This window comes from Streptomyces sp. NBC_00878 (assembly GCF_026341515.1).
In the GTDB taxonomy this organism is placed as follows: Bacteria; Actinomycetota; Actinomycetes; order Streptomycetales; family Streptomycetaceae; genus Streptomyces.
Genome location: NZ_JAPEOK010000001.1, coordinates 4,917,430 through 4,939,631 on the forward strand (window position 1 = coordinate 4,917,430; position 22,202 = coordinate 4,939,631).

The following is a 22,202-nucleotide window of genomic DNA, read 5'->3' on the forward strand; positions in this document are numbered from 1 at the left end:
GGAGCCGCTTCGCGGCCTACTCCGCCTTCGCGGCCTTCTTCGCCGCGCTCGCCGTGCAGTCCTCGCAGCGGCCGAAGATCGCGAAGTGCTTCATGTCGGTGGAGAAGCCGAAGGTCTCGCGGAGCTTGGCCGTGAAGTCGGCGGCGACCTCGACGTCCGCCTCGATGACGTTCGTGCAGTCGCGGCAGACCAGGTGGAGATGGTGGTGCCGGTCCGCGAGGTGGTACGTGGGCGCGCCGTGCCCGAGGTGCGCGTGGGAGACGAGCGCGAGCTCCTCCAGGAGCTCCAGGGTCCGGTACACCGTGGAAATGTTGACCCCCGACGCCGTCTTCCTCACCTCGATGAGGATGTCGTCGGGGGTCGCGTGCTCCAGGGTGTCCACGGCTTCGAGCACAAGTTGCCGCTGCGGGGTCAGCCGGTAGCCGCGCTGCCGCAGATCGCTCTTCCAGTCGGTGCCTTCGGTACCTTCGGTGCTACTTCCAGTGCTCACCACACCGAAAGTCTAGGACTACTCGGAGAACTGCTCGGAGAACTACTTGAAGAAGGCGATCCCGTCGTCCGGCATGTCGTCGGGCAGGGCCTTGGCCCAGCGCTCGACGTCCTCCGGGCTGACGACCTTCTTGAGCTGGGCCGACATGTACGGGCGGAGCGGAACCTCGGGGGTCTGCTTCTCGCCGACCCACATGAGATCGCTCTTCACATAGCCGTACAGACGCTTGCCACCGTTGTACGGGCCCGAGGCGGCCGTGCGGGCGACCGCGTCCGTGACCAGGTCGATCTGGGGCTTCTTGGCGGCCAGCTCGCCGTACCAGACCTCGACGACACCGTCGTCGCGGACCATGACGACCTCGACCTTGCGGTCCTGGTCGATCCGCCAGTAGCCGGACTCGGACTCCAGCGGCCGCACCTTGTTGCCCTCGGAGTCGAGGACCCAGGTGTGCGAGTGGTACTCCAGGAAGTCCCGCCCGTCGTGGGTGAAGCTGACTTCCTGGCCGAAGTTGCACTTCTCGTCGCCGGGGAAGTCGTGGACGCCCGCGCCGGTCCAGTTGCCCAGGAGAAAGACAAGGGGGACGAGGTCCTTGTGCAGGTCGGACGGGATCTCGATCATGAGGTCGGCAGTTCCTTGATGGGGGTCAGCGCTGGCCCTGGTACAGCTTCTTCACGGCCAGCCCGGTGAAGGCGAGAACACCGACACAGACCAGGACCAGCAGGGCTTCGAAGAAGTACTCAAGCACGGGGTGCTCCTCGGGGGTGACACGGTGGTTTGGCGTTGCAGAGCCGCCCCCACTCTAGTCGGGCGGGGACCGGGGCTCTCCCTGAGGTAGGCCCTACCATTCGCCCCATGGCGAAGAAGCTCGTGATCAAGGTGACGGCGGGGGCGGACGCTCCCGAACGCTGCTCTCAGGCGTTCACGGTGGCCGCGGTCGCCGTGGCCAGTGGCGTGGACGTGTCGCTCTGGCTGACCGGCGAGTCCGCGTGGTTCGCGCTGCCGGGCCGGGCCGCCGAGTTCGAGCTGCCGCACGCGGCCCCGCTCCCCGATCTGCTCGACTCGATCCTGGCCGGGGGCCGCCTCACCCTCTGCACGCAGTGCGCTGCCCGCCGCGACATCACGGAGAAGGACGTCATCGAGGGCGTACGGATCGCGGGCGCACAGGTCTTCGTCCAGGAGGCGCTGGGGGACGAGACCCAGGCACTCGTCTACTGACCGAGGACCGGGAGCACCGGAGACACCGGGAAGCACCGGGGAGTACAGGGAGCGCCGGGGAGTACGGGAGTGGGGACAGAGGGGCCGGGACGGGTCACTGTCGGCGCTTCTTGCCGTCCAGTTCGTCCCACCACTCGTCGGACTTGGGGTCGCCGGACGGGTCGTCCCACCAGCGGTCGTCGGGGCCACGCCGGTTGGCCACCATCGCCGCGAGCGGGGGAATCACCATGGCCACCACGCACATGCCGACGGCCACGGGCACCGACCAGAGCCGCACGACTCCCCAGGCGAGCACGAACAGCCCGATGCACGTGCCCATCATGGCGAAGTAGGCGTGACGCCGTCGCGCGTACATACGTCCAGAGTAGATCCGGGCAAGCCGAAGGGCCGCGCCCCATTACCGGAAAGCGTCCAACTCCCCGGGGCGCGGCCCTTCGGCCGTTTATACGGTGTCTGCCGTCCAGCGGTTCAGACGGTCGGACGGTTCAAGCGCGTCAGACGGTTCAGACAGTTCAGACGGATCAAGCGGATCAAGCGGATCAAGCAGGTCAGACCGCGATGGCCACCTCGGCCAGGCCGCCCGTCTGGGCGACTACCGTGCGGTCGGCCGTGCCGCCGGGGACGAGGGCGCGGACGGTCCAGGTTCCCTCGGCCGCGTAGAAGCGGAACTGTCCGGTCGCCGAGGTCGGGACCTCGGCGGTGAACTCGCCGGTCGAGTCCAGGAGGCGGACGTAGCCCACCACCGGCTCGCCGTCCCTGGTCACCTGACCCTGGATGGTGGTCTCACCGGGCTTGATCGTCGAGGCGTCGGGGCCGCCGGCCTTCGCTCCACACATGTTTCGTTTCCGTCCTTCAGGCCTTGTCTTCGAGGATTACTTGTTGGCGCCGAGCTCGATCGGGACGCCGACCAGGGAGCCGTACTCGGTCCAGGAGCCGTCGTAGTTCTTGACGTTCTCCACGCCGAGCAGCTCGTGCAGCACGAACCAGGTGAGCGCGGAACGCTCACCGATGCGGCAGTACGCGATCGTGTCCTTGGCGAGGTCGACCTGCTCCTCGGCGTAGAGCTCCTTGAGCTCGTCGTCCGACTTGAAGGTGCCGTCGTCGTTGGCGTTCTTCGACCACGGGATGTTGCGCGCGGACGGGACGTGGCCCGGACGCTGCGACTGCTCCTGCGGCAGGTGGGCCGGCGCGAGCAGCTTGCCGCTGAACTCGTCGGGCGACCGGACGTCGACCAGGTTCTGCGAACCGATGGCCGCCACGACGTCGTCACGGAAGGCGCGGATCGCGACGTTCTGAGCCTTGGCCTTGTAGTCGGTCGCGGCGCGCTCGGGCACCTCGACGACCAGGTCGCGGGAGTCGAGCTCCCACTTCTTGCGGCCGCCGTCGAGAAGCTTCACGTTCTCGTGGCCGTACAGCTTGAAGTACCAGTAGGCGTAGGACGCGAACCAGTTGTTGTTGCCGCCGTAGAGGACGACCAGGGTGTCGTTGCCGATGCCCTTCTCCGACAGGAGCTTCTCGAAGCCGGCCTGGTCGACGAAGTCACGGCGGACCGGGTCCTGGAGGTCCTTGGTCCAGTCGATCCGGATCGCGTTGCGGATGTGGTTCTTCTCGTACGCGGACGTGTCCTCGTCGACCTCGACGATGGCCACGCTCGGGTCGTCCAGGTGGTCCTGGACCCAGTCGGCGTCTACCAGGACGTCGCTGCGGCTCATGCTCGTTCTCCTCCGGGGCAGTTGCGGCGGGGCGTTGCGTCAGAAAGGGGTGCTTGGTACGCGCTCGACGGTGACGGCTGCGGCGGCGTACGCGGCGCAGGGGTGGCCCCGACGAGAGAGGTCGAAGGGCCCGGCTCGCGGAAGTACGAACGCTTCCGCTCAGGAAGTGCGACAGAGCATGGCGGCGACGCGGCACAGGTCTACTGCCCGCCGCTTCGTGAGATCCGCCTGTCCCCGCGGCCGGAGGACGCTCAATTTGCACTGCATAGCGTCGATCGTAGGGACGGACAGGCGGGCATGTCACCGGTGTGTCGCATGCTGAGACACGATCGTCCGCGATGTGGGATGGGGAGGGTGGGGGAACACCTTCCCGCCCGGTCTCTCCCGGGTTCCTCCCGGTCTCGTCCGGCTCCGGAGGGGTTGCAGGTCTCGTCGTCTCGCTCGTACATCTGCTGTTCGGACGGGGTCGTCTCGCCTTTCGGACGGCGGATCGGTCCGTCGGACGGCGGATCGTCCGAGCGTTGAGGCTCGTCCCGTCTTCAGCTCTTCCGCGGCGGCTCGCCCCTCGTCCGAGTCGGCGGTGTGTGAAGGCGTCACGGTGTCCGGACGCCCTTGCTCCCTACCCGACTACCCGACGAGGCTGACGTCCGAACCCTTCACCGCGATCTCGACACCCTTCTTCGCCGCCTGGACCTTGTCGAGCTGGATGCCGCCGGGCAGGCCGTCGATCTCCTGCCGGAAGTCGGTGATCAGGCGGATCCGGTCCTCGGCGAGCTGGACACCCAGCTTGGCGAGGGAGTCCGCGCGCACCTCGACGGTGTCGCCCTTGACGCTGACCGAGCTCAGCACGGAGACCGGGCGGGGGAGCTTGTTGCCGAGCACCGTGGCCTCCACGTCGACCTTGATCTTGCCGTTGCCGCCGTCGGAGAGGCCGACGACCTTGGCGGTGACTCCGGTCGCGACGTCCACGGGCTCCGCCTTCGCCGCCTTGAGGAGTTCGTCGTACGAGATCGTCGCCGTGCCCGTCGCCGAGGCGGCCTTCGCGGAGCTGTAGTCGCCGGAGAACGCGACGCCGCGCATCTGGGCGGAGAGGTCGTCGATACGGATCTTGTCGGGGACGTCGACGGCGGACGTGTCGCTCTCTCCGGTCGCGGCGCCGCTGGTGTCGGCCTCGTAGTTCTTGATGCCGACCTCCACCTCGTCCAGTTCGCCGCCGACGACCTGGGTGAGGAAGGGGAAGCCCTTGATCGAGACGCTCGGGGTGGTTGCCAGGCCCTCGTTGGTCTTCAGTCTGTTCGCTGCCTCGTCCTCGGCGTAGGCGACGGCTACGCGGTCGGCGATGACGAACAGTCCGCCGAGGATGACGGTCACGATCAGAAGTATTCGCAGTGCTCGCATGGTTCCGTGTTCCCCCACCTTGGCGGTCTCCTGAGCGAGAGTAACCCTGCGGGGGCCTCCGGCCCGGTGGGCGGGGTGGGTTGTCGATCAGCTGTGACAGGGGAGGGGCGGGGGCGAAGAACGTCCTCGTCAGGACAACGCCCGGCCCAGTACATAGACAGCCGGGGCCGCCGCTGCCAACGGGAGGGCTACTCCCGCGGTGAAGTGGACGAAGCGGGACGGGTAGTCGTAGCTGGCTACTCGGTGGCCGATCAGGGCGCAGACACCTGCCCCCGCGCCCAGGAGCGCGCCGGACGCCGTGCCAAGGTCGGTCACTGCGCCCGCCACACCGCCCACGCCCGCCCCCGCCGCCAACGCCACGGCCACCGACACCACCGTCGGCAGCGGAAGCGCGCGGGCCAGAATCGTTGCCGCGACCGCCAGTCCGCCCACCGTCACCGCGTCCGGCTCCGCGGCCAGGTGTCCCGTCGCGACGATCGCCAGCGCCGCCGAGGCGACCGTGGCCATCAGCCCCTGCATCCGCTCGTCCGGCGACGCGTGGCTGCGGAGCTGGAGGACCAGGGTCAGCAGGACCCAGACGCCGAGGGTGCCCAGGATGGCGGCGGGAGCGTTGTCCCGCCCGTCCGCGAGCACGGCTACGTCGGCGGTGAGCGCCCCCGCGAAGGCGAGCGCGATGCCCTGCCGCGCGGGCCACATCCCGTTCAGCCGGAACCAGCCCGCCGCGGTCACGGCCTGGAGGATCACCAGCGGTACGACCAGCGCGTACTCCCCGACCACCGCCGCCCCTGCGAGCAGCAGCCCGAGTACCGCCGTCAGCGCGGCCGGCTGCACGCCGGGCTCGATGATCGGCGAACGCCCCTCCGCGCGGGCCCGTTGGGCGGCGGTGAGGCGGGAGTTCCCTGTGACGGTGGGCGGGCCGTATCCAGGAGCGGAGGCGTCGCCCGTGGCTGATGTTGGTTCGCCGGGCACTGGCGTAGGTGCGGGCGTGGGCGTGGGCGTGGGTGCGGACGCGGGCGTCTGGTGGCTTCCGTAGGCACCCTGGGGGTGCCCAGCCTGGCTCCAACCCGTCTCCGCCGGCATCGGCTGCCCCACTACGCCGTACTGGCCTCCCTGGCCCCCGTGGCTGCCTTGGCCGTTCTGAACGCCGTACTGACCGCCCTGGCTGCCCCGGCTGTCGTACTGAGCCGCGTACTGATCCTGCACTTGCCCCTGTCCCTGGCTCTGTCCCTGGCCCTGCGGAGCCTGTTGCGGCGGCAGGTATGCCGGGTCCGCGGGCGGGGCAGCGGACTGCGCGGCGGGCGGGATCGTGGGCTGGAACTGGGTCTCCCAGGTCTGGCCCTCCCACTGCTGGGTGTACTGCTGCTCGTCGGCGTCGGCGTCGGCCTCGGGTCCGGCCCCGGCGCCGGACCCCGCTCCGGCCCCGTACTGCTGCTGATGGCCCTGATGGCCCGGCCACTCCGACGGCGGCGGCTGTTGCGGCTGCTGCGGCTGCTGGTACGGGTCGTAGCCCTCGTACGGCCCGGTCCCCTCGTACGAGCCTGTCCCCTCGTACGGGCCCGGCCCCTCGTACGGCTGGTCGCTCATCGTCCCGTCACCCTCCTGCGAACGGCGGGAGCACTTCGACCGTGCCGCCCTCGGCCAGCCGTACCGTCTCATGTCCGCGGGTGCCCACGGGGTCACCGTCGATGAGGAACGAGCATCGCCGCAGGACGCGGACGAGTTCGCCGGGGTGTCGCTCGCGGGCCGCGGCGAGCGCGTCCGCGAGGGTCTCCGCCTCGTACGGCTCGTCGGCGACGCCTGCGGCGGCCTTGGCGGCGGCCCAGTAACGCACCGTGCCCTTTGCCATCTGGTTCCTCGATCACTCGATATATGTGGGTGCCGGTACAGCCGGTGTATGGGTGTCGCCCAGGCTAGCCCGCGTGCGCCGCGGCCCAGTTCCCGATGCGGGTCAGGAGTTCGTCGTCCGCGGCGTTCTCCGCGTGGCCCATTCCCGGCTCCAGCCACAGTTCGGCGTGCCCGTCGGACGCGTCGGCCAGCATCCGCGGGTGGTCCACCGGGAAGTATCCGTCCAGGTCGCCGTGGACGATCAGCAGCGGCGTGGGGGCGATGAGGGGCACCGACTCCACCGGGGAGGAGGGAACGGGGTCCCACTCGCGGTGGTGGATGCGGGTGCGCAGGCCGTAGCGGCCGACGGCACGGCCCACCGGGCGGGTTACCAGCCAGTGCACGCGCCGCATAGGCGCCGTGCCGCGGTAGTACCAGCGAGCGGGTGCACTGACCGAAACCACCGCGTCCGCGTGCGCTCCCGTGCGCCCCTCGTGCTCCTCGCCGCCCGCCGAATTGATGGCCGCGTGCCGGAGCACCACCGACCCGCCCATCGAGAAACCGACCGTGGCCACCCGGGTGTGACCGAGCTCTCGTGCCCACTCCACCGCCGCCGCGAGATCGAGCACCTCGCGGTCGCCGACCGTGGAACGTCCGCCGGAGGCCCCGTGGCCCCGGAAGGAGAACGTGACCACCGCCCCGTACTGCGTGAAGGCGGCCGCCGCCCGCCGCACGTGGAGCCGCTCCAAGTCGCCCGTGAAGCCGTGTGCGACGACGATGGCGAGGTCGGCGGAAGCGTCGACAGAGGCGTCGGCGGAGGTGTCGGCGGAGGTGTCGCCCGTGGTGCCGGACGTGTCGGACGTGCCCCTTCCGGGGTCGTACGCGGCATCGATCGTGACTCCGTCGACGGTGCGCAGAAATCTCCGCCGTGGTGGCCTCAGGGTTGTCTCAAGGTGTGGACGAAGCAAAGATCGCGTCACATGACCTGCCGGACCTAGGTTCATGTGGGCTATTCTGCTCGGCAGAGGACTCGGGCAGCGTAGCCCCCGGGTCCTTTTGCGCTATCTGGAGCGTTGTATACGAACGCTGTATACGAGCCCCGGAGCGAAGTCGCGACACAAAGTGCGACGTGAGAGCGCAGCTGCGGCGCCCCGGGGCGCGGGAAGCCGCAACAGTTCGATGCAGTGCCGCAAACGTCCTCGCAGGGACCGAGGAGGAACCGACGTTATGGCCGAGCGAACCGTGCATGACCGTGACACGACCCAGGCAGGTGGGGCGCGATGAGTTCTCTGCTGCTCCTTACCAATGCTCTCCAGCCGTCGACGGAGGTGCTTCCCGCCCTCGGCCTGCTGCTGCACAACGTGCGCGTGGCTCCGGCGGAGGGACCCGCTCTCGTCGACACCCCTGGTGCCGACGTCATCCTGATCGACGGGCGGCGTGACCTGCCTCAGGTCCGCAGCCTGTGCCAGCTGCTGCGGTCCACCGGGCCCGGCTGCCCCCTCGTCCTCGTCGTCACGGAGGGCGGTCTCGCGGCGGTCACCGCCGACTGGGGCATCGACGACGTCCTGCTCGACACCGCCGGTCCGGCGGAGGTCGAGGCACGGCTGCGGCTGGCCATGGGCCGCCAGCAGATCGTCAACGACGACTCCCCCATGGAGATCCGCAACGGCGACCTGTCGGTCGACGAGGCGACGTACTCCGCCAAGCTCAAGGGCCGGGTCCTCGACCTGACCTTCAAGGAGTTCGAGCTCCTGAAGTACCTGGCCCAGCACCCGGGTCGCGTCTTCACGCGCGCCCAGCTGCTCCAGGAGGTCTGGGGCTACGACTACTTCGGTGGCACGCGGACCGTCGACGTCCACGTACGGCGGCTGCGCGCGAAGCTCGGACCCGAGCACGAGTCGCTGATCGGGACCGTCCGCAACGTCGGCTACCGATTCGTCACGCCGGAGAAGGCGGAGCGCGGCATCACGGACGAGGCGAAGGCCAGGGCGGCCCAGCCGAAGCCGGAGGACGCGGACGCGGACGAGACGGCACACCTGGACGCCACCGAGACCACCGAGGTCACGGTGGAGGAACAGGAACCCGTACGACCTGCACAGAGGTAGTTCCATCCGCGTAGACTCCGCGCGTGGCCAAGGTGACTCGGGATGACGTAGCACGGCTGGCAGGGACGTCGACTGCCGTCGTCAGTTACGTCATCAACAACGGACCCCGGCCGGTTGCCCCGGCCACGCGCGAGCGTGTCCTCGCCGCGATCAAGGAGCTGGGGTATCGGCCGGACCGGGTCGCCCAGGCCATGGCGTCGCGGCGTACGGACCTCATAGGCCTGATCGTGCCGGACGCGCGCCAGGCCTTCTTCGGGGAGATGGCGCACGCGGTCGAACAGGCCGCGTCCGAGCGCGGGAAAATGGTGCTCGTCGGCAACTCCGACTACGTCGGTGAGCGCGAGGTCCACTATCTGCGGGCCTTCCTCGGTATGCGGGTCTCGGGGCTCATCCTCGTCAGCAACGCGCTGAACGACAACGCGGCCGCCGAGATCGAGGCGTGGGACGCCCGGGTGGTGCTGATGCACGCGCGGCCCGAGGCCATCGACGACGTCGCCGTCGTCACGGACGACATAGGCGGCGCGCAGCTCGCCACACGTCATCTTCTGGAGCACGGGTACGAGTACGTCGCCTGTCTGGGCGGCGTCGCGGAGACCCCCACCGTCGGCGACCCCGTCTCCGACCACATCGAGGGCTGGCGGCGCGCGATGCGGGAGGCCGGGCGGTCGACCGAGGGCCGCGTCTTCGAGGCGCCCTACAACCGGTACGACGCGTACAAGGTCGGTCTTGAGCTGCTGGCCGGGCCGGATCGGCCGCCGGCGATCTTCTGTTCCACCGATGACCAGGCGGTCGGGCTGTTGCGGGCCGCGCGCGAGCTTCGGATCGATGTGCCGGGGGAGTTGGCTGTCGCCGGGTTCGACGACATCAAGGAAGCGGCGTTGACCGATCCGCCGCTGACCACGATCGCGAGCGATCGGTCCGGGATGGCTCGGGCGGCTGTCGATCTCGTTCTCGATGACGGGGTGCGGGTCGCCGGCGCTCGGCGGGAGCGGTTGAAGTTGTTCCCGTCGCAGTTGGTTGTGCGGCGGTCTTGCGGGTGTGGGTAGCGGCTCGGGTGGGTGGGTCGCCCCCTAAGCCGGGTTGACCTCACGGGTGGGTGCGGTGTTCGGCGGCGTCGAATGCGGGGGCGAGTGGGGCCAGCGCCGTGCGGAGCTGGTCGGGCAGTGAGCCGGAGGGTACGACCAGTCCTCCGGTGCTGAAGTTTCCGGGCCCCGTGTTCCCGTCCGGGCGGAGCCAGCCTTCCAGCGCGATGCGGACCGCCGCGGCCACGCTCGCCCCGAGAACGCGGGCCGTGTGCGCTCCGGCGTCACCCAGGCGTTCGGCGATCACCGCTGTGAGAGGGGTCTCGATGCCGGCGGTGGTGTCGAGGAACGCGTCGCGCAGCGCGGTCCGCGTGGTGATCAGCAGCAGCGCCTCTTGTTCGCGCTCACCGGTGTTCGTGTACTGCTCGACCACCGCTTCGGTGACGGCGTCGGCCAGGCGCACTCCTGGAGGCCGGGCCGCGACCGCCGCCGCGATCCGCGCCTCCCGGTCCGCGGTGACAGCGGCGACGATCGCCTGCTCGCGGCTGGCGAAGTAGTTGTTGTAGGTGCGCGGCGAGACCCCGGCCGCCTCGGCGATGTCCTCGACCCGCACCTGGTCCGGTCCGCGCTCCACGGCCAGGCGCAGGGCCGCCTCGCGCAGCGCCACGCGCGTGGCCTGCTTCTTCCGCTCCCGCAGCCCCGGCCCCGGTGGTGGTGTCGTCACGGTGTCAGTGTTCCACACGGTTCCACACAGAAGTGCGTGTACGCAAACTTGCGTGCACGCACTTTTCTCTGTCAGCCTCGACCCGACCGAGACCGGCTGACCCGACCGGGACCGACCGGCAGACCCGACGGGGACAGACAGAGAGGACGTCACCATGCGGGCAAGAGGCATGACCTACGACACCGGATTCGTCGTACACGGCCAGATATCGCGCGAGCACTTCGACCCCGCGGTGGTCCGGCGCGAGCTCGCCATCATCCGCGACGACCTGCACTGCAACGCGGTCCAGATCATCGGCGGCGACCCGGACCGGCTGGAGCTGGCCGCCGGCGCCGCCGCCGAACTCGGCCTGGAGGTCTGGTTCTCGCCCTATCCGCTGGAGTTGGACCCGGAGCAGATCCTCACGCTCTTCCGCGACTGCGCCGAGCGGGCGGAACGGCTCCGGCAGCAGGGGGCCACGGTCGTGTTCGTCACGGGAGTCGAGCTGAGCGTGATGAACCGCGGGTTCCTGCCCGGAGAGAACCCCGAGGACCGGGTCGAGCAGCTGATGAGCCGGCCCGAGCGGCGGGCCGAAGCGATGCGCGACCTCGGTGTGCGCATCAACGCGTTCCTCCGCGACGCCACGGCCACGGTCCGCGCGCGCTTCCAGGGCCAACTCACCTACTCGTCCATCCAGTTCGAGCAGGTCGACTGGACCCCCTTCGACTTTGTGACGTTCGAGCTGATCCGCTCCGCCGAGGTCGCCGACCGGTTCCGGGACGCGGTGCGCACCCTGGCCCGGGGCCCGAAGCCGCTCGCCATCACCGGGTTCGGCACCGCGGCCTACCGCGGCGCGGGAGACCGGGGCGGGCGGGTGCTGGAAGTGGTCGAGCACGACCCTCGGACCAGGGCCCCCGTACGGCTGAACGGCGTGTACGAGCGTGACGAGGCAGGCCAGGCCGCGTATCTGAGCGAACTGCTGGAGATCTTCGAGACCGAGGGCGTGGACAGCGCGTTCGTGTTCCTGTTCGCCCTGCCCGGCTACCCGCACCGCCCCGACGGCGACCCCAGGGACGACCTGGACCGGGCCGGCCTGGGCATCGTCAAACTCCTCGAAGGGCACCGGGGGCAGACCTACCCCGACATGGAATGGGAACCCAAGGCCGCCTTCGCGGCGGTGGCAGAACGGTATCGGAGCTGATCGAAGGTGACAGGCCCCGCGCACGGTGACCACTGCTCGGGATCCTGCCGCGAAAGGCAGCGGCCGGCCCTGCGCGTTTCGCGAGGACCGGCCGCATGCTCTTGGGCTCCCAGAACAGGGGCTTCCAGAGCAAGGACTTCTAAATCAAGGACTTCTAAAGCAGGGACTTCTAGAACAGCAAGTTGTACTGGTTGAAGCCCGTTCCCAAGCTGATGCGCGAGGCGAACAGGTCCGTCGAGGCCTTGTTCGTGCCGCGGTAGAGCCAGAGCGTGCCGCCCGAGTCGCGGGCCATGATGTCGGCCACGCCGTCGCCCGTCACGTCGCCGCTGGAGACGTACGAGGTGAAGTTCCAGCCGGTACGGGCCTTGATGCGGGCCGACCAGGGGGTCTTCTCCTTGCCGGTGCCGCGGTAGAGCCAGAGGATGCCGTCCGTGGAGCGGACCAGGAGGTCGGGCTTGCCGTCGCCGGACAGGTCGCCGTGGCCGAAGATCTTCACGTTCTTCCAGGCGCCGCTGATGACCTTGACCTTGGCGTAGAACTGGCCGTTGCCGCGTCCCGGGTAGAGGTAGACCGAGCCGTCGGCGTCCACCGCGAGCAGGTCCGGGCGGGCGTCGCCCGTCATGTCACCGGGGATCGCGTAGGACTTGTAGCCGCCCCAGACCGAACTGATCTGCATCCAGGCCCAGTCGCCGAGGGCGTGGTCCATGTAGCTGCGGTACAGCTTGCCGTCGACCTTGTCGCGGACGATCAGGTCCTGGTAGAAGTCCCGGTCCAGGTCGGCCTGAAGGACCCAGGTGGCGGTCTGCCAGCCGTTGCCCTGGTAGGCGCGCTGCGCCAGCGAGGTGCCGTTGCTGTTCTGCTGGAACAGGCCACCGGACGGCGTGCGGGCGAGCAGGTCCGCGCGGCCGTCGTACGACACGTCGGTGTCGTCGATGCGCGGCTGGGCCGCCCAGGCGTAGGAGCTGACCTTGGTGAAGACCGGGTAGGCGCCCTTGCCGGTGCAGCCCTGGACACCCCAGGAGACGATGCCGACGATCTTGTTGGCGACGACCAGGGGGCCGCCGGAGTCACCGTTGCAGGGGCTGTTCGTGCCCTCGTCAGCGCCGGTCGCGGGCGCGCCCGCGCAGGTCATCGAACCCTCGAAGAACTCGTCGACGCCGAGGACCGCCTGCATGGCGCTGTTGCAGGTCGCGTCGGCGACCAGCGGCAGACTCGCCTTCTTCAGCTTCGTCGAGAGGGTGGCGTCGGCGGCGCCTGAGGTCAGGCCCCAGCCGTAGACGGTGGCCGCCGTGCCGGGCGTGTAGAGCGCGCTGTCGTCGGACGCGGCCAGGCGCAGCCACGGCTGTTCCAGCGGGCGGTCCAGGGTGAGCACCGCGATGTCGTTCTGGGCGGTGGCGTCGTTGTAACGGGGGTGCGTCCACTGGCGGAAGACGCCCGCGGGGGTGCCGGTGGCGTAGTCGTCGAGGTCGGTGGTGCCGGCCAGGACGGCGCCGTTGCTCACCCAGTCGAGGCCCGCGACGCAGTGGGCGGCCGTGAGGACCTTGTTCGGCGCGACGAGGGTGCCGCCGCAGAAGTAGCCGTTGCCGGTGGCCGGGTCGGAGTAGCCGAGCTGGACCATCCACGGGGCACTGGCGATGGTGGTCTCACCGCCGCCGATGATGAACGGTGACTTGCTGGGCGAGGCGTCCGCGGGCGTCTCGCCGGTCGCCTTCGCCGCCTCGACGATCCGGTCGCGCAGCTCCTTGGCGGAGGCGGCCGGCTTCGCGGGTTGCGAAAGGTTCGCGTCGGGCAGACCGCCTGTGGGGTCGTCCGCCGCTGTCGCGGGCTGCGCCGCGAGGACGCCGGCGCAACTCAGCGCCAGCGCGAGAGCGGCCGCGGGGAACGCCGTGGCGGGGCGTCTCCAACGGTCGCGCAGGGCACGTATCACTCAGGGCTCCTGAGGTGGGTGATGTGTCGTGAACCCACCAAGATTGGCCCCCTCAAACCCCTTTGCACACGCCCCTCACAGCGGTCCGACAAGGATCCGACAAGTGTTCGCCCGCAGCTTCCGCCACATCACCGTGCCGCAACCTCCCGTTTCACCGGTCTCAGTGGGACGGGAGTGGCTTCAGCACTGGCCGCGAGCGGCTTTATATCGGGCATACGCGGTTCTGTCGGGCTTCTCAGGGAGCACTCAGGGAGCTCTCATGGTCGCGCGTCAGAGTTTGAGTCATGACCGAGAGCTTCCGCCGCAGCGGCGAGTACCCCCAGGGCGACCAGCAGTCCCCGTACACGCAGAGCGATGCGCAGCAGGACCCGTACGCACAGGGCGACGCGCAGCAGTCCGCGTACCCCGAGCAGTCGTACGCCTCCTCCGCGCACCCCGTGAGCTCCTCCTCGACTCCCTTCCCGAACTCCCCCTCGACCTCCTCCGTGAACCCGGAGTGGCCGCCCCCGCCGGCGTACGAGCCGGCGCAGCAGGGCGCCGCCCCCACGGCACTCCTCACCGAGCCCGTCTCCCCCGCTCCCGGTTCTCCTGGCTCTCCCGCCACCCGCCGCAAGCGCGCCAAGGGTCCTCTCGCCCTGCTGGCCGCCGTGGCGATAGCCGCCGCGGCCGTGGGCGGCGGTACCGCATACGCCTTCCAGGAGCTGACCGGCAACGACACGGTGGCGACTAGCAGCACCAGCACCAGCGTCGTGCCCACCAGTGAGAAGGGCACCGTCGCCGGGGTCGCCAAGGCGGTCAGCCCGAGCATCGTCGAGATCAGCGCCACCTCGAACGCCGGCCAGTCCACCGGTTCCGGCGTGATCATCACGAGCGGCGGCGAGATCATCACCAACAACCACGTGATCTCGGGCGCCTCCGAGATCAAGGTGCAGCTGAGCAACGGCAAGTCGTACACCGCGAAGGTCGTCGGCACCGACAGCAAGAAGGACCTCGCGCTGATCAAGCTGGAGAACGCGCCGTCCGGTCTGACGGTCGCGACGCTCGGCGACTCCACCGGCGTCAAGGTCGGCGACCAGGTCGTGGCGATCGGCTCCCCCGAGGGCCTGACCGGCACTGTCACCAGCGGCATCGTCTCCGCGCTCGACCGTGACGTCACCGTCTCGACGGGCGAGAGCCAGGGCCAGCAGCAGCAACAGCAGGGCGGCGGCAGCGGTCAGTGGCCGTTCGAGTTCGGCGGCCAGGAGTTCAACGGCGACACCGGCTCGTCCACGACGACGTACAAGGCCCTCCAGACCGACGCGTCCCTCAACCCGGGCAACTCCGGCGGCGCGCTGATCGACATGAACGGCAACATCATCGGCATCAACTCCGCGATGTACTCCGCCGCGGACGCCACCTCGTCGACCGCCGGCAGCGTGGGCCTCGGCTTCGCCATCCCGATCAACACCGTCAAGTCCGACCTGGCCACCCTGCGGGCGGGCGGCTCCGACAGCTGACGGTCGTCCAGGTCCACTCACCCACTTCCCATCGCCTTCTTCGAATCGCCTTCCTCGAACCGACCCGGAGGTCGTCATGATGATCAGGAACGTCTCGCACACCGTCGCGGGCGCGGGCGCCGACCCGGCCGCCTTCGCCCTGGCCCTCGAAGTGGCGTACGAGCTCCACGCACCGGCGCCCCGCGCGCCCGAGGTGGTCCCCACCGCGGCTCCGTACAGCGCCCGCCGCGGTGCCGCCGCCCGCACCCGCCGCACCGTACGAGGCTGATCCCTCCCGGGCTCACGGCCCGGCAGGCGCTACGAAAACAGCCCTGGAACGAGAACCGCCCTGAAACGTGCGAGGCTGAAAGCGCCCCGACCACGTCCCACCGCACCCGAGGAACTGACCGCGATGAGCCCCGCCGAAGGCGACCGTGAACCCCAGCGCATCCTGATCGTCGACGACGAGCCGGCCGTACGCGAAGCGCTCCAGCGCAGCCTGGCCTTCGAGGGGTACGACACCGAGGTGGCCGTCGACGGCGCGGACGCGCTGGAGAAGGCCACGGTGTACCAGCCCGACCTGGTCGTCCTCGACATCCAGATGCCGCGGATGGACGGCCTGACCGCCGCCCGCCGGATGCGCGGCGCGGGCACCACGACGCCGATCCTCATGCTGACGGCCCGCGACACGGTCGGCGACCGCGTCACCGGCCTCGACGCCGGCGCCGACGACTACCTGGTCAAGCCCTTCGAACTCGACGAACTCTTCGCCCGCGTACGGGCGTTGCTGCGCCGCAGCTCCTACGCGGCCGCGGCGGTCGGCGCCCCCGCGGACGACGCGCTCACCTTCGGCGACCTGCGCATGGACCTCGCGACGCGCGAGGTCACGCGGGGTGGACGGCCGGTCGAGCTGACCCGCACGGAGTTCACCCTGCTGGAGATGTTCCTCGCCCATCCGCGCCAGGTCCTCACCCGCGAGCAGATCCTGAAGGCGGTGTGGGGCTTCGACTTCGAGCCGTCCTCCAACTCCCTCGATGTGTACGTGATGTACCTCCGCCGGAAGACCGAGGCGGGCGGCGAGCCGCGGCTTGTGCACACGGTGCGGGGTGTGGGGTATGTGCTGCGGTCGGGTGGGGCGGAGTGAGGAAGGTAGTACGCCGGTTCCAGGCATTGCCGATCCGGTCACGGCTGGCGTTGCTCGTCGCCGCAGCGGTGGCGTTCGGAGTGGCCGCGGTTTCGGTGACGTGCTGGTTCATCGTGCAGGGGAAGCTGTACGAGCAGGTCGACTCACGGCTCAACAGCTTCAGCTCGAAGCTGGAGGAGACCCAGGTCAACGCCCTACTCACTGCCTGTCCCAAGGACGTGAACGATACGACCGGTGCCATGCAGCAGCGGACCTTCTACTACATGCAGGTCGTGAAGGCGGACGGTGAGACCTGCGTCTTCACCAACTCCGAAGGCGTTCTGAAGGCGACGAATGCTGACAAGGAGCTGGCGGAGGAGCCCGATCCGAGGATCCGCGTCTCCCACAACACCACCGACAACGACGGCAACAATGTCCGGGTGCTGACCCGCGCCATCGTGGTGGGAAGCCCTGGTCTCGGCCCTCAGGTGTACCCCGAGACCGCCCTGATGATCGGTATCTCGCTCAAGGACACCGAGAAGACCCTCAACGACCTCGCTCTCATCCTCCTCCTCGTCTCCGGCATCGGGGTCTTGGGCGCCGGGGCGGCGGGCCTGGCCGTGGCCCGCGCCGGCCTCCGTCCCGTCGACAAGCTCACCGAAGCCGTCGAGCACGTGGCCCGCACCGAAGACCTCACCATCCGTATCCCGGTCGAGGACGACAGCGAGGACGAGATCGCCCGCCTCTCCCGTTCCTTCAACTCGATGACGGCGTCGCTGGCGACCTCCCGCGAATTGCAACAACAGCTCATCGCCGACGCCGGGCACGAACTGCGTACCCCCCTCACCTCCCTCCGTACGAACATCGAGCTGCTCACCCGGAGCGAGGAGACGGGGCGGCCCATCCCCGAGGCGGACCGGAAGGCGCTGCTCGCCTCCGTGAAGGCCCAGATGACCGAACTGGCCGCGCTGATCGGCGACTTGCAGACGCTTTCGCGGTCGGAGGCAGGCACGCCGGCGGACCGCATCCAGGTGGTCTCGTTGCAGGACACGGTCGAGGCGGCCCTGCGCCGGGCCCGCCTGCGCGGCCCGGAGCTGACGATCGTCGCGGACGTGGCCCCCTGGTTCGTACGGGCGGAGCCCTCCGCGCTGGAGCGGGCGATCGTGAACATCCTCGACAACGCGGTGAAGTTCAGCCCCGAGGGCGGCACGATCGACGTCACCCTCAGGCACGGCCGGCTGACCGTACGGGACCACGGCCCCGGCATCCCCGCCGACGAACTCCCGCACGTCTTCGACCGCTTCTGGCGCTCCCCGAGCGCCCGCGCCCTGCCCGGTTCGGGCCTGGGCCTGTCCATCGTGGCCCGTACGGTCCAACAGGCGGGCGGCGACGTGGCGTTGAGCCCGGCCACGGGCGGCGGCACGGTGGCAACGATCCGGTTGCCAGGCGCCCCGACACCCCCACCCGACCTCCCGTGACCTAGACCACGCCCGAACGACACAGCGATTGGAAGAAATAGGACAGCCGGAAGCCCGGGACAGCCCGGTCACAGGCACCGGCGCTGTCCCATTTCCTCCAATCGTCTCCATCCCTCTTGCGCAGGTCCCGCGGAAGCACCCACCCGTCGGAGCCTGCGCGGTAACCGGGCCTCAGCCCGCTTGGGACGGGACCTGCTTCATCTCGTCGACGATGGCCCGGTTCGTGATGGCGCTGGTGTAGACCACCGTGCCGGGCTTGATCAGCCCGCTGTCGCCGCCGTTCTCGCGCACCTGGACGATGCGCTCGCCGAGGTAGACGTGGGTCTCCTTGTCGAAGATCCATTCCTCGCGCTGGCCGCTGGTCTCGTCCTGCCGGACCACCGCGATGCCGTGCCGGCCGGCCGCGTCCTCCGCGTCGTTGACAACCGCGACCCCGGGGATCTTGCCTGCGGCCTTGAACAGCGCCGAGTAGAGCTCCGCGGGCGGGTAGCTCTCGCTGAGCAGGTCGCCGATGGTATCGAACGCCTGCTGGTCAGGGGTGTTTCCCTGACCCTTGGTGTCCTTGTAGATCTTGGCCAGCAAGGCGTCGGGATCGGTGGGCAGCTTGGCCAGGAAGTCGTACGACGGAGCGCCCATGTGCGCGGTAGGGGTGTTGCCCAGCTCGTCGGGCAGGGCCAGGGTCTCGCCCTCCGGGCCGTCGTTGACGGCGGGGTCGATCAGCCAGCCCTCGACGCCGTCCGCGGACGACCAGACCTGGCGTTTGTGCAGTACGTGACTGGCCAGGGTCGTCTTGTCGTCGACGGTCTTCTCAAAGGTGTCGGCCGACTTGGACTCGATGTAGACGTACTGGCCGGGCTTGACGGTCGGGTGGTCGCCCTCGGCCGCCGCCAGCGAGATCTGGTCGAGCAACTGCGGCACACCCTTCGTGCTCGCCGTACCGACCTCCGTGGTGAGAGCCGGTCCGGTGGCGAGACCGCTCCCCCCGTTCCCGCCCCCGCCGAGTCCGCCGTACGTCACCATCCCGGCGATGGCCGCCACGGACAGGGCCGCCGCCGTCGCGGGCAGCGTGATCGCGAGGCGCGGGAACCGGAATCGCGGCGCCTTCTGCGCCCTCCCCGTCCTCTCCGGCGCTGCCATCGTCGCCGTACGGGAATCCTGCTGGATGTGGGCCATCAGACGCTCCTTGTGGAACTGGTGACGGCCCGACGGCAGGTCGCGCGCCGTCTGGGACAGGAGCTGTGCGTCCTGGTCCCACTCGGCAGGGTCCTGCCGGGGCGTGTTCGCGTTCATCGGTTTCCTTCCTGTGCGGGCCGAATCGCATGTGAGTGATCGCCTCTTGTCTGTCGCGGGAGGCCGGGGCCTTCCCGATTTCCGCAAACTTTCTCCAGTTCGGCGTCGGGGGCCGGATGACCCCGCCCGGCTGCCGGACGGGCGAGTTCGGCCTCGGCGATCTTGCGCAGCTTCTTGCGGGCGCGGGAGAGCCGGGAGGCGACGGTCCCGACGGGAATGCCGAGCGCCTCCGACGCGGCCTCGTAGTCCAGGCCCTCCCCCAGGCAGAGCGTGATGACCTCGCGTTCCGGTCTGCGCAGGCCCGCGAGCGCGGTGAGCGCGGTGGCGAGACGCCGCCGGTCGTCGACGCGGTCGACGACGTCGTCGGCGTGGTCGGGCATCGACAGCTCGGCCGCCGCGGCGGCGTTCGCGGCCCGGCGGTAGCGCCGGTTGCTGCGGTACTGGTTACGCGCCGTGTTCGTGGCGATCCCCAGCAGCCAGGGCCGCAGGGAGCCGCCGTCGGGGTCGACCTTGTCGCGCAGCCGCCATGCCTCCATGAAGGTCGCGGCCATCACGTCCTCGGCGGTCGACCAGTCGGCGGTCAGCCGGTAGGCGTGGTTGTAGACCGCGCGGGAGTAACTGTCGAAGAGTTCAGCGAACGCGCTCGAATCCCCGGCCCGCACCCGGGTTCGCATATGAGTGGTCACATCCATGAGCTGTCCGGCACGACGGGGCGCCTTCCCGTGACCTGCGTCACACGGCGGTCGGGGCTGTTCGCCCACGAGGCGGGGGCAGCCGTGCCAGTCTCGTACATCACCCCTCGTCACACGAAAGGGCTGCTCGTGACGCTCGCCATGGTCCCACTCGGCATGGTCCTGGGCGACTTCTCCTCCCGCGCTTCGACGCGGGAGCGGTAGCCCTTCCTGCCTGACCTACGAGTCCGAGCCCGAGCCCGACCTACGAGCCCGAGCCCGTACCGCGGGCTGGGCCATCTGCCACGCACGGCGGCTCCCCGCTTCCCCGCTCCTCGTCGAAGTGCTCTTCGTGCCCCGCACGTTCGAACACGAGGAGTACGTCGTGTCCACGACGCCCAGCACATCCCCGACACCCACGATCACGTGGGCCGAAGACCGAACCGACGAGACTGACGGATCCGGCGAAACCGGCGGATCCGACCGATCTACCCCTTGGCACTCCGAGAGTGCCGCGCCGCCTCCGCGTCGGGTCGTCGTCGCCGACGACCGAATGAAAGCCGACACCGCCTATCGGCTGGCCTGCGAGGGTACGGCGTTGCTGTGGCGGGGCGACTTCCACAACGCGCGCCAGTTGCTCCAGGCGATGGGCCGCCGCATCGACCGGAAACCGCCCCGGCCCGGTGGCACACCGGCCGAGTCCTTCCATCTGCACCGCCGGGCCCGTGGCCACCGCGCCCGCGTCCTCGGCAGACTCCTCGTGCTGCTGGAGGACGACCACTCCCTGACCCTGCGCCGCGCTCCCGACGTACGCCGGGCATGCACCGACGCGTACGGTCCGTCGCGAGGCGATCGAGCGGTCTCCCTCAAGGAGCTGCTGGGCGTGATCGGGGCGCGGGAGTGGCGCGAGAAGGGGGTGGAGGTACCGGCTCTCGGGGCCCGTATCCACCCCCACTTCGGCGTGTTCTCCCCGGTGAGGGGCGAGTACGTCGACCTGGTCGCACGGGCGGCGCTGCCGACACAGGCGGACCGTGACCATGGCCACGAGGGCTGCCCGACCACGGCATTCGACCTCGGCACGGGAACGGGCGTGCTCGCCGCCGTGCTGGCCCGCCGGGGGTTCGACCGCGTCGTGGCGACCGACATCAACCCGCGCGCCCTGGCCTGCGCCCGCGAGAACGCCCACCGGCTGGGCCTCGCCGACCGCATCGACGTCACCGGCCCCGGCCTCTATCCCGATGGCCATCCCGATGGCCGCGCGGACCTCGTCGTCTGCAACCCGCCCTGGATCCCGGCGAGTCCGACCTCGTCCGTCGAACAGGGCGTCTACGACGCGAACGGCACCATGCTCCACGACTTCCTGTACGGCCTCGCCGCCCACCTCCGGCCAGGAGGCGAGGGCTGGCTTGTCCTGTCCGACCTGGCCGAACACCTCGGCCTCAGAACACGAGCCGAGCTGCTGGCCGACTTCGCCTCGGCGGGCCTACGGGTCGCGGACCGCCTCGACACGAGGCCCCGTCATCCCCGGGCCCGGGACACCATGGACCCGCTCCACCGCGCCCGAGCTGCCGAAGTCACCTCACTGTGGCGCCTGGTCCCTATCCCTGCCTGACGTTCCCCAGGAACAGGGCCCAGGGCTCCGCCCCGAAGAGTAGGGCGGGGCCCTGCGGGGTTTTGCTGTCGCGGACGCGGACGGGGACGAGGTCGGGGTAGCCGTCGGCTACCTCGACGCAATTGCTCGCTCCCCCGTCGCTGTAGGACGACTTGCGCCAGGCGGCGGTGCTGAGGTCGGGGGTGCTCGTCATGAACTGTGCTCCTCCAGAACGCCCTTGATGAACGGGGGCCGGTGCCCCAGAAAGGCAGCGCTCACTGCCAGAAGAGCTCCACCACCACGATCTGCGGATCCTCAATACGCCGCTTGAAGGTGTAGACCAGCCAGCCTTTGTAGGTGTCGAAGTACAGAATGCGCGGTCCCTTGGGATCGGTGGACCGCACCGGCTCAACGCTCATGGTCTCCGGCAGGCCACCATCGGCATCAATCCCCCGAAAATACGGGTCCTTCGCCGTAACCAGCTCGGCGCGGACCTCGTCAACCATCTTCCGCACGTGCTCAGGCAGTGCATCACGGTAGGCGAGGACATCGAGCCGCCAGTCCATCTGCCAGGGCGGCCCCATGAACGCGCCGGTCACTCGCCAGGCTCCAGTTCCCGCGTCCTGTAGCGGATCTTCGACACCTCTTCGAGGAGAGCCTGAGCCTCAGCGAAGTCGGCGGTTTCTGCCGCACGGCGGTGAAGGTCCCTCACGTGAGCGTCGAGCCTGGGATCACGGGCAATCGCGTACTCGCACCACCAACGCGCCACGAAAGCGGGCTCAGGTTCAATATCGTATGTGTCGGCGATCGCGCGCTTCCAGTGCTTGTCGAAGTCGGGGAGGAGCTGGGGCGCATCCTCGGCGAGGGCCCTGCGCAGCGCCTTGGGAGTCCGCTCGGGCATGGGAGAAATGGTCGGATCGGTCTCCGCAGCGTGAGCAGCCATGATCGATGTCCTCCTTCGACGCGCCGTGTCTACG

The 22,202-nt window shown here is 69.6% G+C and carries 27 protein-coding genes; 10 read left to right on the top strand and 17 right to left on the bottom strand.

Annotation, left to right across the window (positions count from 1 at the left end):
* Positions 1-16: 16 nt before the first annotated feature.
* Both OHA11_RS20745 and OHA11_RS20750 read right to left on the bottom strand, forming a co-directional pair.
* Positions 17-490, bottom strand: coding sequence for a Fur family transcriptional regulator (locus tag OHA11_RS20745; RefSeq protein ID WP_266498486.1), 474 nt, complete (start codon positions 488-490; stop codon positions 17-19).
* Between the two features lie 42 nt (positions 491-532).
* Entirely contained in the window at positions 533-1,108 is a 576-nt protein-coding gene (locus OHA11_RS20750; protein ID WP_266498487.1) for an FABP family protein, read from the bottom strand.
* A gap of 234 nt (positions 1,109-1,342) precedes the next feature.
* Here OHA11_RS20750 and OHA11_RS20755 point away from each other — a divergent pair, with 234 nt between their 5' ends.
* On the top strand, positions 1,343-1,705 hold the full coding sequence (locus tag OHA11_RS20755; RefSeq protein ID WP_067020456.1) for a DsrE family protein: 363 nt from the start codon (positions 1,343-1,345) through the stop codon (positions 1,703-1,705).
* A 94-nt stretch (positions 1,706-1,799) separates the two neighbouring features.
* Here the strand turns inward: OHA11_RS20755 and OHA11_RS20760 are convergent, their stop codons facing one another.
* The 8 genes from OHA11_RS20760 to OHA11_RS20790 form a co-directional block, all read right to left on the bottom strand.
* The gene (locus OHA11_RS20760) at positions 1,800-2,060 is read right to left on the bottom strand and encodes a DUF3099 domain-containing protein (protein ID WP_266498489.1); all 261 of its coding nucleotides are present in this window, start codon (positions 2,058-2,060) and stop codon (positions 1,800-1,802) included.
* 193 nt (positions 2,061-2,253) lie between these two features.
* Positions 2,254-2,541, bottom strand: coding sequence for a DUF1416 domain-containing protein (locus OHA11_RS20765; RefSeq protein WP_093780197.1), 288 nt, complete (start codon positions 2,539-2,541; stop codon positions 2,254-2,256).
* Between the two features lie 36 nt (positions 2,542-2,577).
* On the bottom strand, positions 2,578-3,417 hold the full coding sequence (locus OHA11_RS20770; protein WP_266498491.1) for a sulfurtransferase: 840 nt from the start codon (positions 3,415-3,417) through the stop codon (positions 2,578-2,580).
* Positions 3,418-3,576: 159 nt separating this feature from the next.
* Entirely contained in the window at positions 3,577-3,684 is a 108-nt protein-coding gene (locus tag OHA11_RS48535; RefSeq protein ID WP_353962954.1) for a putative leader peptide, read from the bottom strand.
* A 360-nt stretch (positions 3,685-4,044) separates the two neighbouring features.
* Positions 4,045-4,815, bottom strand: coding sequence for a DUF2993 domain-containing protein (locus tag OHA11_RS20775; RefSeq protein ID WP_266498492.1), 771 nt, complete (start codon positions 4,813-4,815; stop codon positions 4,045-4,047).
* Between the two features lie 129 nt (positions 4,816-4,944).
* Complete coding sequence (locus OHA11_RS20780) at positions 4,945-6,399, bottom strand: hypothetical protein (RefSeq protein ID WP_266498494.1); 1,455 nt, start codon at positions 6,397-6,399, stop codon at positions 4,945-4,947.
* A 7-nt stretch (positions 6,400-6,406) separates the two neighbouring features.
* Positions 6,407-6,661: a MoaD/ThiS family protein gene (locus OHA11_RS20785; protein WP_266498496.1), complete on the bottom strand. Its 255-nt coding sequence runs from the start codon at positions 6,659-6,661 to the stop codon at positions 6,407-6,409.
* A 64-nt stretch (positions 6,662-6,725) separates the two neighbouring features.
* Positions 6,726-7,643: an alpha/beta hydrolase gene (locus OHA11_RS20790; RefSeq protein WP_266498498.1), complete on the bottom strand. Its 918-nt coding sequence runs from the start codon at positions 7,641-7,643 to the stop codon at positions 6,726-6,728.
* A gap of 276 nt (positions 7,644-7,919) precedes the next feature.
* On the opposite strand from OHA11_RS20790, the gene OHA11_RS20795 reads away from it, so the two are divergent.
* Positions 7,920-8,744, top strand: a complete 825-nt coding sequence (locus tag OHA11_RS20795; RefSeq protein ID WP_266498500.1) for a response regulator transcription factor — start codon at positions 7,920-7,922, stop codon at positions 8,742-8,744.
* A 23-nt stretch (positions 8,745-8,767) separates the two neighbouring features.
* Entirely contained in the window at positions 8,768-9,790 is a 1,023-nt protein-coding gene (locus tag OHA11_RS20800; RefSeq protein ID WP_266498502.1) for a LacI family DNA-binding transcriptional regulator, read from the top strand.
* A gap of 40 nt (positions 9,791-9,830) precedes the next feature.
* Here the strand turns inward: OHA11_RS20800 and OHA11_RS20805 are convergent, their stop codons facing one another.
* Positions 9,831-10,490 (bottom strand): TetR/AcrR family transcriptional regulator, encoded by a 660-nt coding sequence (locus OHA11_RS20805; protein ID WP_266498504.1) that lies wholly within the window; start codon positions 10,488-10,490, stop codon positions 9,831-9,833.
* A 169-nt stretch (positions 10,491-10,659) separates the two neighbouring features.
* Between OHA11_RS20805 and OHA11_RS20810 the strand changes: the two genes are divergently transcribed.
* Entirely contained in the window at positions 10,660-11,670 is a 1,011-nt protein-coding gene (locus OHA11_RS20810; RefSeq protein ID WP_266507329.1) for a hypothetical protein, read from the top strand.
* A 169-nt stretch (positions 11,671-11,839) separates the two neighbouring features.
* Here the strand turns inward: OHA11_RS20810 and OHA11_RS20815 are convergent, their stop codons facing one another.
* Positions 11,840-13,597, bottom strand: a complete 1,758-nt coding sequence (locus OHA11_RS20815; RefSeq protein ID WP_266498506.1) for a trypsin-like serine protease — start codon at positions 13,595-13,597, stop codon at positions 11,840-11,842.
* Positions 13,598-13,881: 284 nt separating this feature from the next.
* On the opposite strand from OHA11_RS20815, the gene OHA11_RS20820 reads away from it, so the two are divergent.
* The 4 genes from OHA11_RS20820 (at position 13,882) to OHA11_RS20835 (ending at position 17,673) form a co-directional block, all read left to right on the top strand.
* A complete protein-coding gene (locus OHA11_RS20820; protein ID WP_266498508.1) occupies positions 13,882-15,093 on the top strand; it encodes a trypsin-like peptidase domain-containing protein in 1,212 nt (403 codons plus the stop codon).
* A gap of 79 nt (positions 15,094-15,172) precedes the next feature.
* Positions 15,173-15,361 carry a hypothetical protein gene (locus OHA11_RS20825; protein WP_266507330.1) on the top strand — a complete coding sequence of 63 codons (189 nt, stop codon included), beginning with the start codon at positions 15,173-15,175 and terminating at the stop codon, positions 15,359-15,361.
* A 123-nt stretch (positions 15,362-15,484) separates the two neighbouring features.
* Complete coding sequence (locus OHA11_RS20830) at positions 15,485-16,216, top strand: response regulator transcription factor (protein ID WP_266498510.1); 732 nt, start codon at positions 15,485-15,487, stop codon at positions 16,214-16,216.
* Complete coding sequence (locus tag OHA11_RS20835; RefSeq protein ID WP_266498512.1) at positions 16,213-17,673, top strand: HAMP domain-containing sensor histidine kinase; 1,461 nt, start codon at positions 16,213-16,215, stop codon at positions 17,671-17,673. The genes OHA11_RS20830 and OHA11_RS20835 overlap by 4 nt, the downstream gene beginning before the upstream one ends.
* Before the next feature lie 171 nt (positions 17,674-17,844).
* Here the strand turns inward: OHA11_RS20835 and OHA11_RS20840 are convergent, their stop codons facing one another.
* Positions 17,845-18,963 (bottom strand): CU044_5270 family protein, encoded by a 1,119-nt coding sequence (locus OHA11_RS20840; RefSeq protein ID WP_266498514.1) that lies wholly within the window; start codon positions 18,961-18,963, stop codon positions 17,845-17,847.
* On the bottom strand, positions 18,960-19,637 hold the full coding sequence (locus OHA11_RS20845; RefSeq protein ID WP_266507332.1) for an RNA polymerase sigma factor: 678 nt from the start codon (positions 19,635-19,637) through the stop codon (positions 18,960-18,962). Before OHA11_RS20845 ends, OHA11_RS20840 begins: the two co-directional genes overlap by 4 nt.
* Positions 19,638-19,685: 48 nt before the next feature.
* On the opposite strand from OHA11_RS20845, the gene OHA11_RS20850 reads away from it, so the two are divergent.
* Both OHA11_RS20850 and OHA11_RS20855 read left to right on the top strand, forming a co-directional pair.
* Positions 19,686-19,859, top strand: a complete 174-nt coding sequence (locus OHA11_RS20850) for a hypothetical protein (RefSeq protein ID WP_266498516.1) — start codon at positions 19,686-19,688, stop codon at positions 19,857-19,859.
* Positions 19,860-20,055: 196 nt separating this feature from the next.
* A complete protein-coding gene (locus OHA11_RS20855) occupies positions 20,056-21,246 on the top strand; it encodes a class I SAM-dependent methyltransferase (protein WP_266507334.1) in 1,191 nt (396 codons plus the stop codon).
* Here the strand turns inward: OHA11_RS20855 and OHA11_RS20860 are convergent.
* From OHA11_RS20860 to OHA11_RS20870, 3 genes are all read right to left on the bottom strand, one after another.
* The gene (locus OHA11_RS20860) at positions 21,233-21,439 is read right to left on the bottom strand and encodes a DUF397 domain-containing protein (protein ID WP_266498517.1); all 207 of its coding nucleotides are present in this window, start codon (positions 21,437-21,439) and stop codon (positions 21,233-21,235) included. The genes OHA11_RS20855 and OHA11_RS20860 overlap by 14 nt on opposite strands.
* 61 nt (positions 21,440-21,500) lie before the next feature.
* The gene (locus tag OHA11_RS20865; RefSeq protein ID WP_266498520.1) at positions 21,501-21,824 is read right to left on the bottom strand and encodes a hypothetical protein; all 324 of its coding nucleotides are present in this window, start codon (positions 21,822-21,824) and stop codon (positions 21,501-21,503) included.
* Positions 21,821-22,168, bottom strand: a complete 348-nt coding sequence (locus tag OHA11_RS20870; protein ID WP_266498522.1) for a DUF6247 family protein — start codon at positions 22,166-22,168, stop codon at positions 21,821-21,823. Before OHA11_RS20870 ends, OHA11_RS20865 begins: the two co-directional genes overlap by 4 nt.
* Positions 22,169-22,202 lie beyond the last annotated feature (34 nt).